This window comes from Pseudomonas sp. c313 (assembly GCF_055407145.1).
In genome coordinates, this window is sequence record NZ_JBUZRD010000004.1 from 136,213 (window position 1) to 150,851 (window position 14,639).

12 protein-coding genes are annotated in these 14,639 nt (G+C 60.7%); 1 reads left to right on the forward strand and 11 read right to left on the reverse strand.

Annotated features, from left to right (window positions below; genetic code table 11):
• Positions 1–2 precede the first annotated feature (2 nt).
• From ACZRKZ_RS14190 to tssA, 11 genes are all read right to left on the reverse strand, one after another.
• On the reverse strand, positions 3–1,943 hold the full coding sequence (locus tag ACZRKZ_RS14190) for a type VI secretion system Vgr family protein (RefSeq protein ID WP_463967592.1): 1,941 nt from the start codon (positions 1,941–1,943) through the stop codon (positions 3–5).
• Between the two features lie 132 nt (positions 1,944–2,075).
• Positions 2,076–4,754: a type VI secretion system ATPase TssH gene (gene tssH / locus ACZRKZ_RS14195; RefSeq protein WP_463981885.1), complete on the reverse strand. Its 2,679-nt coding sequence runs from the start codon at positions 4,752–4,754 to the stop codon at positions 2,076–2,078.
• A complete protein-coding gene (gene tssG / locus ACZRKZ_RS14200) occupies positions 4,747–5,790 on the reverse strand; it encodes a type VI secretion system baseplate subunit TssG (protein ID WP_463967594.1) in 1,044 nt (347 codons plus the stop codon). The genes tssH and tssG overlap by 8 nt, the downstream gene beginning before the upstream one ends.
• Positions 5,754–7,613, reverse strand: coding sequence for a type VI secretion system baseplate subunit TssF (tssF, locus tag ACZRKZ_RS14205; protein ID WP_463967595.1), 1,860 nt, complete (start codon positions 7,611–7,613; stop codon positions 5,754–5,756). The genes tssG and tssF overlap by 37 nt, the downstream gene beginning before the upstream one ends.
• A complete protein-coding gene (tssE, locus tag ACZRKZ_RS14210) occupies positions 7,610–8,125 on the reverse strand; it encodes a type VI secretion system baseplate subunit TssE (RefSeq protein ID WP_463981886.1) in 516 nt (171 codons plus the stop codon). Before tssE ends, tssF begins: the two co-directional genes overlap by 4 nt.
• Positions 8,119–8,559, reverse strand: coding sequence for a hypothetical protein (locus tag ACZRKZ_RS14215; protein ID WP_463981887.1), 441 nt, complete (start codon positions 8,557–8,559; stop codon positions 8,119–8,121). Before ACZRKZ_RS14215 ends, tssE begins: the two co-directional genes overlap by 7 nt.
• Entirely contained in the window at positions 8,556–9,005 is a 450-nt protein-coding gene (locus ACZRKZ_RS14220) for a type VI secretion system amidase effector protein Tae4 (protein ID WP_463967598.1), read from the reverse strand. Before ACZRKZ_RS14220 ends, ACZRKZ_RS14215 begins: the two co-directional genes overlap by 4 nt.
• A gap of 79 nt (positions 9,006–9,084) precedes the next feature.
• A complete protein-coding gene (locus tag ACZRKZ_RS14225) occupies positions 9,085–9,573 on the reverse strand; it encodes an Hcp family type VI secretion system effector (protein ID WP_463967599.1) in 489 nt (162 codons plus the stop codon).
• Positions 9,574–9,748: 175 nt separating this feature from the next.
• Positions 9,749–11,242 (reverse strand): type VI secretion system contractile sheath large subunit, encoded by a 1,494-nt coding sequence (tssC, locus tag ACZRKZ_RS14230; RefSeq protein WP_463967600.1) that lies wholly within the window; start codon positions 11,240–11,242, stop codon positions 9,749–9,751.
• 15 nt (positions 11,243–11,257) lie between these two features.
• Positions 11,258–11,782: a type VI secretion system contractile sheath small subunit gene (gene tssB / locus ACZRKZ_RS14235; RefSeq protein ID WP_133100738.1), complete on the reverse strand. Its 525-nt coding sequence runs from the start codon at positions 11,780–11,782 to the stop codon at positions 11,258–11,260.
• A 54-nt stretch (positions 11,783–11,836) separates the two neighbouring features.
• Positions 11,837–12,847, reverse strand: coding sequence for a type VI secretion system protein TssA (gene tssA / locus ACZRKZ_RS14240; protein WP_463967601.1), 1,011 nt, complete (start codon positions 12,845–12,847; stop codon positions 11,837–11,839).
• Positions 12,848–13,249: 402 nt separating this feature from the next.
• Here tssA and tagH point away from each other — a divergent pair, with 402 nt between their 5' ends.
• Positions 13,250–14,605, forward strand: coding sequence for a type VI secretion system-associated FHA domain protein TagH (gene tagH, locus ACZRKZ_RS14245; protein ID WP_463981888.1), 1,356 nt, complete (start codon positions 13,250–13,252; stop codon positions 14,603–14,605).
• Positions 14,606–14,639: the final 34 nt, after the last annotated feature.

A 14,639-nucleotide genomic window follows, 5' to 3' on the forward strand; every position in this document is an offset into this window, starting at 1 on the left:
CGTCAGGAGCTTTTAGGCGGTGGGAACGCGGCTTTCACGTTGGCGTCGATGCTCTTTTTGCAACCTTGGCCTTCGGGTTCGGCACCGGGGCCCAGGCCGTTGTTCAGGTGCAGCACACCGCCAGTGTTGAACTGGGCATCGCCGCTGGCGTAGAAGCTGATTTGCACGCCGGTGAGGTTGATCTGCCCGCTGGCATTGAGCTCCAGGATGCTTTCGCCGCAGACCAGGCGCAGGTTCTCACCCACTTCGATGACGTAGCTCTGGCTGATGCTGTCGGTCTTGCGCTGGCCCACCAAGAGGACATCCTCCTGCTTGACGATGCGCGTGCGGTTATTACCGATGGTCACCGTCTCGTTATGGCCGATGCTCTTGTTTCGGTCATGCCCGACGGAGTGGCTTTCATCCACCTCAACCACAATGTCCTGATTACGCTCGGCATGGATGTACAACTGCTCCAACCCCTTCTTGTCCTCCATGCGGATTTCATTGAAGTTGGCTGGCGTGCCGCCTTTGCTGGAGCGGCTTTTCATCCCGCTTTGGGTGGCATTTTCCGGCAAGTCGTAAGGCACGGTCTGCTCGGCGTTATATACCCTCCCGGTGACGATTGGCCGGTCCGGATCGCCTTCCAGGAAGCTGACAATTACCTCCTGGCCAATCCGTGGAATCTGCATCGAGCCCCAGTTTTTACCTGCCCAGGATTGCGACACACGAATCCAGCACGAGCTGTTTTCATTGGACTGATCATGCCGGTCCCAATGGAAATGCACCTTCACGCGCCCGTACTGGTCGGTCCAGATTTCCTCCCCCTTGGGGCCCACCACCAGCGCCGTTTGCGGGCCTTTGACGATGGGCCGGTGAGTGTTGGCCAGGGGGCGGAAGCTCTGCTGTGCGTCGATGCAGGTCATGCTGCTTTCGAACTGCGCCGAGGCCGCGCTGCCACCGCTCTCCAGGCTTTCCTGGGTAATGAAGTAGCGGGCGCCGACGATCAGGTATTCGCGGTTCTGGTCCTGGCGGCTGAAGCCAGTGAGGCTGAACAGGTTGCCCGAGCCCAGGCCTCGGGCGTTGCCGCTGAACTCTACTTGTTCGTGCAGGGTTTGCAGCGCCTCGATTCGGGTGCGGGCGTAGTGTTCGCCGTCGGCGCTTTGCACATAGGTGCCGGGATAGTCGTACAGCGGGTAGTCGCCAGCGGCGTGTGGGCGCGGCATGGCCGAACGCACGTCGATGCTGGCGCTGGGGCGCTGGAAGTCATAGTCGTTGAGTTCAAGGGAACCGGGTTGCACTTGCTGGGCCAGGTGCCAGTTGTGCATATGGTCGCGCTCGCGCTGCTGCTCGTCCTTGGGGTAGTAGGGCACCGAGCCGTAACCGACCACGCCGGTATGGGCGCCGTAGGCATCGGCCAGCACCAGCACATGGCGGTCCTGCTCATGGCGGAAGAAGTAGTAGATCCCTTCCTGCTCCATCAACCGGCTGACGAAATCAAAGCTCGTCTCGCGGTACTGCACGCAGTATTCCCACTCGCGGTACGGGCGGCTCAGGGCGTCTTCGAAGTCGGAAAAACCCAGGTCGCGGAACACCTGCTTGATGATCTGCGGGATGCTCAGGTTCTGGAAAATCCGGCAGTCGGAGGTGCGACTCAGCATCCACAGCCATGGGCGCAGCGTCACCTGGTAACTGGCGAACTGGCCCTGGTCGATGTTCTGGCTGCAGCGGGCGACGAGGCCGTGAAAATAGCGCTCGCCACCGTCCGCCAGTTGCAGGCTCAGGCACATAGGCTTGCCCAGCAACTGGTTGAGGTCGATGGCCGAGTCCAGGGAGGTCAGCTGCAACTCGAAGTTGAACAGCCGCCCCAGCTCTTCGCCGCCACCCATTTCATTGAGCAACAGCACATCCGGCCCCAGGGGGCTGGTGACCTTGGCCAGGCGTGAGGCTTGGTTGAATAACATTGGCTAACCCGTTTCATTGTAGGAGCCGAGCTTGCTCGCGATGGTCGTTAACGATGACGCTGGCATTCTGAATCAGCGAGGCGTGTTCGAGTTCTTCGCGAGCAAGCTCGGCTCCTACAGGTACTGCGGCGTTTAGGCCGCGTCGCTGAAGTCGTAGTGCAATTCATTATCCCGCGCGCTGATCCGCACCCCCGCCAACGCCTTGCCTTCCAGCATGCGGGTGAGGAACTCGCGACTCATGTCCGGCAGCAGGCTGTTGGTGAGGATGGTGTCGATCATCCGCCCGCCGCTTTCGGTTTCGGTGCAGCGGGAGACGATCAAGTCGATCACCTCGTCGTCGTAGTCAAAGGCCACTTTGTGGGTGTTCTCCACACGCTTCTTGATGCGGTTGAGTTGCAGGCGGGTGATCGCCTTGAGCATCTCATCGCTCAGCGGGTAGTACGGAATGGTCACCAGGCGTCCGAGCAAGGCCGGGGGGAAAATCTCCAGCAGCGGCTGGCGCAGGGCCTTGGCGATCTCTTCGGGTTCAGGGATGTTTGCCGGGTCCTTGCAGACCCGGGAAATCAGCTCGGTACCGGCGTTGGTGGTGAGCAGGATCAAGGTGTTCTTGAAGTCGATCACCCGTCCTTCGCCGTCTTCCATCACGCCCTTGTCGAATACCTGGAAGAAAATCTCGTGCACGTCCGGGTGGGCTTTTTCCACCTCGTCCAGCAGCACTACGCTGTAAGGCTTGCGCCGTACGGCTTCGGTCAGCACACCGCCTTCGCCATAACCGATGTAGCCCGGTGGTGCGCCCTTGAGGGTCGATACCGTGTGGGCTTCCTGGAACTCGCTCATGTTGATGGTGATGACATTCTGTTCGCCGCCGTACATGGCTTCGGCCAGGGCCAGGGCGGTTTCGGTCTTGCCCACGCCAGAGGTGCCGGCGAGCATGAACACGCCAATCGGCTTGCTCGGGTTGTCGAGGCCGGCACGGGAGGTCTGGATGCGCTTGGCGATCATCTGCAAGGCGTGGTCCTGGCCGATGATGCGTTTTTTCAGGTGCTGGTCGAGGTTGAGCACGATTTCCAGCTCGTTGCGGGCCATGCGGCCCACCGGAATGCCAGTCCAGTCGGCGACCACCGAGGCCACTGCCTGGTAATCCACGGTTGGCAGGATCAACGGCGTCTCACCTTGCAGGGCGCTCAGGCGCTGTTGCAGGTCCACCAGTTTTTCCCGCAGGGCGTGGCTGTCGTCGCTGTCGACATCGCTGTCCACCACGCCGGCCTTTTCCCGCAAGGTAGCGCGGGTGGCGAGCAGTTCGTCCACCAGGGTTTTCTCTTCGGCCCAGCGGCTTTCCAGGGTGGCGAGGCGTTCGCGCTCGGCGCTCAGCAAGGCTTCGCTGTTGGTCTGGCGCGCGCCGATGGCGATGCCAATCGCATGCTCGCGGGCGATGATTTGCAGCTCGGTTTCCAGGGCTTCGATACGGCGACGGCTGTCGTCCACTTCCGCCGGTACCGCGTGCAGGCTGATGGCGACGCGGGCACAAGCGGTGTCCAGCAGACTCACGGATTTGTCTGGCAACTGGCGCGCAGGAATGTAGCGGTGGGACAGCTTGACTGAAGCTTCCAGCGCTTCGTCGAGGATCTGCACCTGATGGTGTTTTTCCATGGTCGAGGCCACGCCTCGCATCATCAGCAGCGCTTTGTCTTCCGACGGCTCGGCCACTTGCACCACCTGGAAGCGGCGGGTCAGGGCCGGGTCTTTCTCGATGTGCTTCTTGTACTCGGCCCAGGTGGTGGCCGCCACGGTACGCAGGGTGCCGCGGGCCAAGGCGGGTTTGAGCAGGTTGGCTGCATCGCCAGTACCGGCAGCGCCTCCGGCACCTACCAGAGTGTGGGCTTCGTCGATAAACAGGATGATCGGTTTGGGTGAGGCCTGAACGTCTTCGATGACCTGGCGCAGGCGCTGTTCGAACTCGCCTTTCATGCTCGCCCCCGCTTGCAACAGGCCGACATCGAGGCTGCGCAGTTCCACGTCTTTCAGGGCCGGCGGTACGTCACCGGCGGCGATGCGCAGGGCGAAGCCTTCGACCACGGCGGTCTTGCCCACGCCGGCTTCACCGGTGAGCATCGGGTTGTTCTGCCGGCGACGCATGAGGATGTCCACCAATTGGCGGATCTCTTCGTCACGCCCAGCGATAGGGTCGAGCTTGCCGCTACGGGCCTGTTCGGTCAGGTCGACGGTGAAACGCTTGAGGGCTTCCTGTTTGCCCATGGCGCTCGGGGCCATCGCACCACTGGCTTCGCCGGGCACGGCGCCGGCGTTGAAACCGTCGCTGGCGCTGAGGGCGTTTTCCGGCGAGTCGCCGACGTATTCGTCAAAGCGCTCGCTCAGGGCTTCGGCCTTGATCTTGTCGAACTCCGAGGACAAACCCAGCAGTGCATGGCGCAGGCTTGGTGTCTTGAGAATGCCCAGCACCAGGTAACCGGTGCGCACCTGGCTTTCGCCGAACATCAAGCTGCCGTAGACCCAGCCACGTTCCACGGCTTCTTCGACGTGGGACGACAAATCGGTGATCGACGTTGAGCCACGGGGCAGGCGGTCCAGGGCCTCGGTCAGGTCACGGGCCAGGCGCGCTGGCTCTACGTTGAACTGACGGATGATGCGGTGCAGGTCCGAGTCTTGTAGTTGCAGCAACTGGTGGAACCAGTGGGCCAGTTCCACATACGGATTGCCCCGCAATTTGCAGAACACGGTGGCGGCTTCGATGGCCTTGTAGGCCACGCTGTTGAGTTTGCCGAACAGTGCGGCGCGACTGATTTCACCCATGCTCTGGATTCCTTGAGGTGTTGGCGTGTTCGGCGTAATGCCGGGCCAGGATTAGGTCGTTGGCGTCGTGCTCGGGTTGGCCGAGCCAGGTGTTGAAGCCCAAACGGAATTGGCCATTGAGTTGCAACGCCGGAACTTGCGGTTGTTGAAGAATCAGGTTCAGGTCCCAGTCCAGCTCATGGCCCAGGTACTCGGCGACCCAGGCCACCAGTTCGTTGAACGGCTGGCTGCCGGGCAGCATGCCCATGTAGTCGTCGAGCTTGAGCGGCCCCAAGCGGATGCGGAACTTGTGCTGGCGGTCCCAGACATGGCTGCCCAGGCAAAAGTCCACGCCCAACTGGTTGGCGCTAACACTGACGCGGCTGCGTTCCGGCAGTTCCAGCCATTGGCCGATGTACTCTTCGATCTCCACCGGCAGGCCAAAATACTCGCCAAGAATCGCCTTCAAACCGTCCGGGTAGCGGGTCTGCGCCGACAGGTGGCCGCTGTAATGCAGCTTCGCCGTGTCAGGAATCAGGCCTTGTTTGAGCAGGCTTGGCATGCCGCGACCGCTCAAGGCGGCCAGGCGTGCGGACCAGTAATCATCATCCGGCCGATCATGGCTGACCGTCGGCCGCGCCTCGGCCCAGGCCCGGTAAAACAGAGTCAGCAGACGGTGGTGGAACACATCGAGAAAGCGTTTGCTGGTGCTGTCGGCATTGTTGCGCTGGCGTTCGCGCACGTATTCGGTGATGTGTAGCGGCAGCGGGCCATTGGGGCCGCCGAGGCCGAAGAAGAACTGCTCCAGCCGCGCAGGCTTGCCGTCTCCGCCGGGATCGACCGAGGCCAGCGTGGCCGGGGCAAAGGTGCAATCAGCCTGCTGGCCAAGGCGCAACGGGTCATCTGCCAGTCGCAGGGAATGGCCCAGGCGCGGCAAATCCGGCGATTCGCACTCGATACGGCGCAGCGCCTGGAAGAAGTCATATTCCCAGGGCTCCTGGTGCATCGCGTCCAGAGTACTCACAGGGTCGGACGGCGTCCGGGCTTGGCTTTCCATCGCATGATCTCGCCGCGTTCGGTGGTACGGATCACCGTCTCGGTAAAACTGTTGATCGACACGTAACGCGCCAGGAAGCGTTCGAACACGGCACCGAGCAGAAACACGCCGGTACCGCGGAACGCGTTTTCATCAAAATCCAGAGTAATTTCCAACCCACGACCAAATACGATGGGCCCTGGCATCGGCAGGCGGCGGGTCACCGCTTTGCTGCTGACCTTGCGCAAGCCTTCGATCTGCAATTGCAGGGCGGCGTCGTTGTTATCGCCGTACAGGCGTAGCAATTCCCGCAGTGCGGCGGCGCCCTGGCCTTCTTCGCTCAGGGACAGGTAGTTGAGCGACAACTGGCTGATCAGACGCCATGCCTTGGCATCATGGGCATGGCTGGCGCGCGGGCGGCTGGGGCCTGCGACGCAGCGAACCGCCAGCACCGGGGCGCTGTCGGCCAGGGTGAAGTCGGTCTTGCCGTTGCCAACGCTCATGAACAGCGGCAAATCGCGGTTGGTACACAGGGCTGTTACGCCCAATTGGCGCAGGTCGTGGCGGTACGGCGCTTGCTGGCTGTCCACCAGGCTGACGAAGGTTTCGCTGCCCACATAGGTGGAGCGCGGCCCGTTGCGACGCTGGTCGCTGGACAGCACGCGCGGCTCTCGGCGCACCGTGTAATAGGCCTGATCCCGACCGTAACGCGACGGATCGCGTACCGCGTAGAACGGCAAGAACGGTTGCTCCGGCCCGGTACCGTGGCCCGCGATACCGCTCAGGGAATGAATCTCGAAATCCATCGGCCGAGTGCGATCGGCGATCACATGGTGTTCGTTGACGCGCTCGGACAAGTGAATGCGGTCTACCCGCTTGGGGAACAGATTGATCGCCGGGGTGCAGAACGGCACGAACTGTGCGGCGCCGACACTGCCTTCCAGGCTCGGATCGTGACGGTCGAACAGTACGATCAGTTCCAGCTCCTGGCCGTCGCAGCGTTTTACCGCACGGCTCAGTTCGGCGAATTCGACGAACAGGAAACGGTGGGGCAGGGCGAAGTATTCCTGCAGCAGCCGATAGCCCTGGAAAGCACGCGGCACCACCGGCATGGCTGCATCGGCGTCGTCAAAGCCACGGGAGCGCAGCGCGTCTTGCGGCAGGCGTTCGACCCAATCACCGCCAGGCTGGCGGGCGAACACCGCGCAGGCGTTGCCCAGCAGTTGTTCGTACAGGCGGAATGGTTGCTCGTCGGCACCGCTGAGGTACAGCGGCAAGTTGTCCAAAGCCAGGCTGCTGAACGGCAACTCGGCACCGGTGCGCAGGGTCAGGCGCAAGCCGGCCTTGGCCTTGGGTTCACTGGCGGCCAGGCGCCCGAGTACGGCGGATGGGTTGCCGAAGTACTCGGCCTGGCTGACCAGCAACGGCCACAGCGTCACAGGGTGAGCGGTGCGGTACTCGCAACAGGTCTGGGTTTCGCGGCCAAGGGTGGCGCGCAGGACCGTGTCCCGCGGCAGAGGAAAACCGTTGGTCAGGGAACCTTCATCGGGATCAGCCTGCAATTGCACCACGGTCATCGACGGCGTCGGTGCCAGGTAGTGCGGGTAGGCGATCTCCAGCAAATTATTGGTGAAGGTCGGGTACTCGGCGTCGAGCTTAAGCTGCACTCGGGCGGTGAGGTAGGCAAAGCCTTCCAGCAAACGTTCGACGTACGGGTCGGCGCAGTCCATGCCGGACAGGGTCAGCCGACTGGCGATCTTCGGGTATTCCTTGGCGAACTCCGCAGCGCTCTCGCGAACGTGGTGCAGTTCCTGGTTGTACAGCTCCAGCAGGCGCGGGTTCATGAACGTCTCCGCTGGTCGGCATTGACCACGCGTACATGACCGGACTCCAGGTCCAGGTCAGTTTGCAGCAACAAGCGCAATGGCACCGGCTGTGCCCACAGGTCGCCTTCGATCTCGAAACTCAGGGCGTTGTGGTTCATCTCACCGTGGCCGATGCGCGCTTTCACCCGCAAAGTGTTGCGCAGGATGCGCGGTTCAAAGGTGGCGATGGCCTGGTAAATCAAGGCTTCCAGGGCGCTGATGTCGACGCTGGACACACTGTTGCCCGCCAATGCCGGCAGCCCGTAATTGATCACTGAAGTACCTGCTGGGGTGTGCAGCGTGGCATCTGCGTTGAGCAACGAGGTGGTGTTAAGCAGCCACGTCAGGTCCCGCAGCACCGAGGTTTTCAGCTGGGTCAGGGACAGCACGCGTTTGTCGGCGCTTTCCTTGGGGTTGCTCGGGTCGTCGTCGGTCAACCGGTCGAGGAGAGACGGTTGCAGGCGGTCGCGGGAGGCGATTTCGGTTACCACGAAAAGAAAGCCACATACATTTTTTGATCCCATTGCCCAGGACCACACGAGGCAATGCGGTTAGCCTCGGATGCTTCCAGAGCACCTTTGATCTGGCGCACTGCCTGGAGAGTGGTCAGACAATCCCTACTGGGTGCTGGTAAGTGCTCGCTGCGTTCAACCATAAAAACCGGCACTTCGCGAAACATCTCGACGCGCAACTGTTGAGCCCTGTTCAGGCTGAATTGGCAAGGCCATTCCATATCAAGTGTCATATGGGTTTGATCGGGTTTGACGAGCGTGCACTGACCTTGGTCGTTTATCAGGCTCAGGGGCTGACCCACAAAAACTGCCTCGGTTAGCGTTAGCGGGCTCGCAGAGGTTCTTGTTTTCTCTCCGGCGCATGCGCTCAGGCTTGTTGCCAATAATGTGGCAAGCAACAATTTGCGAATCATAAGAGCTCCCAGAACCAGATGGCTTTGGACCTGAAAAAGAGATCACCACTGCGGGTCTGACCGCGGTTCCATAAGTCGATATGGTCGCCGGTCGGTCTTCCAGCGGTGTCACTGCTTTGCTCGTAGCAGTCTTTGAAAAAGATAATGCCTTTTTTGCTCATCAGTTTCGTACGGTCCTCCACGCTGTTGGTGTAGATCTTTGGAGGGCCGATTTGTGTTCTTTTCCACAGCCAGTTGGCTAATGACTCTGCACCTCGCGCATGACCATGCGCGCAGCGGGGTTCCGAGTAGGTCGATGAATTGACCGCAAGTGTTCGTTCGCCACACAGGGCAATGCTGACACGGATCGCGCACTGGTTGATCCAGGGGCCATCACAGGCAGGAGGATCTACAGGAGAATAGGGCGGATAGCTGTTCCACAAATTAATAAACGAAGGTTTGGCCATGACTCAAATACCGAAGGGGGAGAGGTCGAGTTCGAGCAAGCACCAAACCCCCGGCGCATGACGTCGGGGGGGTGTTTTATCAGCGCTTGGTGTTGGAACGAATATTCCAGCCGTACTTGATCGCGCCGCCGTCCTTGCTGCCGTCGGCTTTCTGTGGCTGGTACTCGACCAGTACCTGAGCGAAGTTCAGCGTGACGTTTTCAGTCAGGCGATCATCGCTGCCCGAGCCGCCGGTGCTCAGGGAAGTAATGAGCACTTCTTCCAGGTCGATGATGAAGTACTCGACCTGGCTTTCGCCGCCGGCCTTGCGCACGGTCAAGCGAACCTTGTCGATGTGCTTGCCGCTGGAGCACAGCATCATCAGGTTTGGCGAGGCCTTGTCGACGTACTTGGTCAGCGACAGGTCCTGGATGTTCACCTTACCCGCGCCGCCGCCACCGCCGACGTGCATGTTGCCGGACTGGGACATGCCCCAGCTCCAGTTCAGGACGTCGATTTCGTCCTTGTGGGCCTTGTCCATGGACTCGCCCTTGATGTCGCCGATCTTGATGAAAATATCAACAGCCATGTTTTCTCCCTGTGTGGTCTTAGCCACAGAATTTGTTAACGCCGCCGACCCCTGTAGGAGCGAGCTTGCTCGCGAAGGTCGTCAACGATGACGCTGGCATCCTGGATGAACGCAGTGCCTTCAAGTTTTTCGCGAGCAAGCTCGCTCCTACAGGGAGCGAGCCAGTCCCGATTTTTTACGCGCCTTTCGCCGAAGGCAGTTTCGATACCAGGCGCAGCGACACCGTCAGCCCTTCGAGCTGATAGTGCGGGCGCAGGTAGAACTTGGAGTTGTAGTACCCCGGGTTGCCTTCGACGTCTTCCACGATCACTTCGGCAGCCGCCAACGGATGCTGGGCCTTGGTGGTTTCGGTGGAGTGCGCCGGGTCACCGTCGACGTAGTTGAGGATCCAGTCCTGCAACCAGCGCTGCATCTCGTCCTTCTCTTTGAAGGAACCGATCTTGTCGCGCACGATGCACTTCAAGTAGTGGGCGAAACGGCAGGTGGCGAACAGGTACGGCAGGCGTGCGGCCAGGTTGGCGTTGGCAGTGGCGTCCGGGTCGTCGTATTCGGCCGGTTTCTGCAACGACTGGGCGCCGATGAACGCGGCGAAGTCGGTATTTTTCTTGTGCAGCAGCGGCATGAAACCGTTCTTCGCCAGTTCCGCTTCGCGGCGGTCGCTGATGGCGATTTCGGTTGGGCACTTCATGTCCACGCCACCGTCATCAGTCGGGAAGGTGTGGGCAGGCAGGTTTTCCACTTCACCGCCGGACTCCACGCCACGGATGCGCGAGCACCAGCCGAAGTGTTTGAACGAACGGTTGATGTTCACCGCCATCGCATACGCGGCGTTGGCCCAGGTGTACTTGGAGCTGTCGGCGCCGTCGGTGTTTTCTTCGAAGGCGAAGGCTTCCACCGGGTCGGTCTTGGCGCCGTATGGCAGGCGCGCCAGGAAGCGCGGCATGGTCAGGCCGATGTAGCGTGAGTCTTCCGATTCACGCAGGGAACGCCAGCCGGCGTATTCCGGCGTGGTGAAGATCTTGGTCAGGTCGCGCGGGTTCGACAGTTCTTGCCACGAGCCCATGCCCATCACGGTCGGCGAGGCCGCAGCAATGAACGGCGCGTGCATGGCGGCGCAGACTTTCGACAGCTCGCCCAGCAGTTCAACGTCCGGAGGCGACTGGTCGAAGTAGTAATCGCCCACCAGGCAACCGTAAGGTTCGCCGCCGAACTGGCCGTATTCTTCTTCGTACATCTTCTTGAAGATCGGGCTCTGGTCCCACGCGGTGCCCTTGAATTTCTTCAGGGTCTTGTGCAGGTCGGTCTTGGAGATGTTGAGCACGCGAATCTTCAGCTGCTCGTCGCTCTCGGTGTTGTTGACCAGGTAGTGCAGGCCACGCCAGGCACTTTCCAACTGCTGGAAGTCTGGGTGGTGGATGATCTGGTTGACCTGGGCGGTGAGCTTGGCGTCGATGGCGGCGATGATCGATTCGATCGATTTGATGGCGTCGTTGGACACCAGGTCGGTCTGCGCCAACGCCTGTTCGGCCAGGGTGCGCACGGCGGTTTCTACCGCTTCGCGGGCACGTTCGGTCTTGGGTTTGAATTCTTGCAGCAACAGCGAGGCGAACTCGCTGGTTTCTTCGGTGGCGCCCAGGTTGTGCGCGCCTTCACGGGCTGTATCGGTCATGATCATTCGTCCTGATTAAGCCTGGGGCTCGGCTGGCTTTGGGGCGCTGGGCTTTGGTGCACTAGCGAGCGCCTGCAGCAGTGCCGGGTCCTTGATGGCCTTCATGATGATTTCTTCGGCGCCGGTCTTGCCGTCCATGTAGGTCAGCAGGTTGGCCAGTTGGGTCCGCGCTTCGAGCAGCTTGTTCAGCGAGTCGACCTTTCGCGCCACGGCGGCGGGGCTGAAGTCGTCCATGCTTTCAAAGGTGATATCCAGGCTCAGGTTGCCTTCGCCTGTCAGCTCATTGGGCACGTGGAAGGCCACGCGTGGCTGCATGGCCTTGAGGCGGGAGTCGAAGTTGTCGACGTCCACTTCAAGGAACTTGCGGTCGGCCACCGGCGCCAGAGGCTCGGCCGGCTTGCCGGCGAGATCGGCCATGACGCCCATGACGAAGGGCAGCTGGACCTTTTTCTCGGCGCCGTAGAGCTCGACGTCGTACTCGATCTGCACCCGAGGCGCGCGGTTGCGCGCGATGAATTTCTGAGAACTTTGCTTCGCCACGTTGCTGCTCCTGGTCGCTTGAGCGACGGTGTTGTAACTGCGAGGTCCAGACGCTTATTCGCCGTCCGGTCCGCGCAGGTTTTCAAATTGGGACATGCCGTCGGGAATCAGATTGCGCACGATGGCCGCGAAGTCGGCGTGCACCAGGTTCTTTGCCCGGTTCAACAGCACCGGCAGCGGGCTGGAAGGCTCGTGGCGGGTGTAGTACGCGAGGATTCGGTCCAGGCTGCGCAGCACTTCATCGCGGTTGGCGATGTCGCCGTTGTTACGCGGTGCTGCGGGGGCTACGGCGTATTCAACCGAGGGGGCGCTATCTTCACTGACAACCTCGGGCTCGCCGCTGTGTGGGGCGAATTGACTGAGGATCTGCAAGGCCTGCTTGAGCGGTTGCTTCAAGGGCCCGAGGTCCACGCCTTGGGCGGAGCCGACCTGGTCGCTGACCTGTTGTTCGATGGCTTCGCAGGCCGCGCGGGCTTCGTTGAGGGCGGCGCGGGTGGCGTCCAACTGCTTGGCATCGCTGTCGAGGAATGCCCCGGCCAGTTGTTCGGCGCCCAGGGTTTCCCCTGGGAAACCTTGCAGGCCGCTGGCGTTGGCGGCGGCGCGCAGGCTGACGGGGCCGAAGGTCCGCGAGCGGGTCAGGATGCTTTCGCGCAGCAGGCGGATGGTCGCGTCCGAGGTCAGGCCGGCGAGGGCGTTGATACGTACGGTGGGGTCGTTGTCGTCATCGGCATCCAGGCGTGGATGCAGGTCGGCCCAGTACTGCTTGAGCAGTTCGCTGATCAGCGTCAGGACCGTAGCCAGTCCGGCAACGCCTTGCAGGGCGAGGGAACTTTGCAGCAGAAAATGAGTGATGCGCAGGTCTTTGCTGCGTTGCAGAAGGTCCAGGCTTTGTTGCTGGACGCCGCGCCATTGCGGAGGTTCGGCGGGCAGGATCGAGTCGCCCATGCTGCGCTCAGGTTGACCCTGGGCGGCACGTTCCAGATGCAGATAATCCGCATCATATTCCAGGTCTTCGCCACAGGGCGAAGTCGTGGAAACGGCGGTGAGCAGTAAAGGCACATCCACTAAATTTGATCTCCCTATCCGCCCGTTAGTCTCGGGCGATTCATGCGTTAGTTGCGCGAGGAACTTTGCATGTTTTCTTGGTCATATACGCGCTTTGAAGTCTATTTGATTTCAAAGTGCCATCACTGGCATTCAAGAAGTTGTGCATTTTTGGTGTAGTAGTTAGGCCTTGTCAAGGTAAGCTATTCGCCCCGTGTGACAGATGTGCGGTGCTTAACAAGCTGCGCGACCGCCGAGTCGAAGCCAGTACCGTTAGAGGATTTTTGTCACAAGAGCCAGGTAAGATCAGCAATTACGCTGGAAAAACGGCTTTTAAAGGATGTTTGCACGAGTTGTCGGCGATTTCTCGGGAGCCATTTTCCCTTGGGTCAACCGCGTGCGAAGTATCAGCAAGGAGGCAAGATGTCGCTGTGTTTGACTATCACTAGTTATCACAAGATTACCCCTGGCCAGTGCCCTGAGAAGTCTATGGATCAGGGTGTGATGGCTATTGGGCGCAGTTCGGAAAATGACTGGATATTGCCTGATCCAGAGCGCCTGGTTTCCTCGCAACATTGTGTTATTCAGTACAAAGATGGCCGTTATTATTTAACCGATAACAGCACTAATGGTGTGGAGTTGGTCAAGGCCGGTATTCGGCTGCGCCGTGGCAACAGCGAGCCGCTACAGGACGGTGAACTGATCCGTATCGGTGATTATGAAATCCAGGCGCGCATCGATTTCAATCTGCAGGTCACCGATAACCATCCTTTTGCCGGGGATTCGTCCAACAGTTTTGAGGCCCTGATGGGGCGTCAGGGCGCCGTCGTGAATACTCCGATGCCAACCCCTGTGATCGCGCCGCACTTTCAGGGCGCGTCGTCGATGGACACCCTGCCTGATCTGTTTGACTTCCTCACGCCAACTGCCGTACCGCCGCCTACCCAGCCCGACCATGTGCCGGCCGAGCAACACGACTTTCGCCCGCCAACGCCGCAGCTACCACTGGTAGTTGAGCCTCCTGCGCCCGTTTTATCGGGTTCGGTGATTCCCGAAGACTGGGACTTGTTCGGTGATACGCCTGCGCCAATGATCAGCGTCCCAACGCCGGTGGCGATCCCTGAACCACCGGCGCCGATTGCTGAGCCGCCTGTGGTCGAGGCTCCGCTCCCGGTGGTGGACGTTAACCAGCCCGACCTTCTACAAGCCTTCCTGCGCGGCGCCGGCCTGGACCAGTTGCGTCTGGACAAGGCCCAAGCCGAAGCCCAGATGGAAAGCATCGGCCGCAGTTACCGGCTGATGGTCGAAGGCCTGATCGATGTGTTGCGTGCTCGCAGCAGCCTCAAGGGCGAGTTCCGCATGCAGCAGACGATGATTCAGCCGGTGGAAAACAATCCGTTGAAATTCGCCCCCAATGCTGATGAAGCGTTATTGCTGCTGCTGCGCCACGGCAACCAGGCGTTTATGGCGCCAGACCTGGCAGTGCGCGACAGTTTTGATGACTTGCGCGCCCACCAGTTGGCGGTGATGGCCGGTGTCGAAGCCGCGATCAAACACCTGCTGACACGCTTTGAGCCAGCGCAGCTGGAAGAGCGCATGGGCAAGCCCGGCGGCCTGTCGAGCCTTTTCAACGGTTCGCGCCAGGCCCAGTACTGGCAACAGTTCACCGAGCTCTACAGCAATATTTCCCGTGAGGCCCAGGAAGATTTCCAGGACTTGTTCGGGCGTGAATTCAGCCGTGCCTACGAAGAGCACAGCGCACGACAGCGTCGCCCCTGAGGGTCGTAGTCGCATAACAACAAATGGAACAACG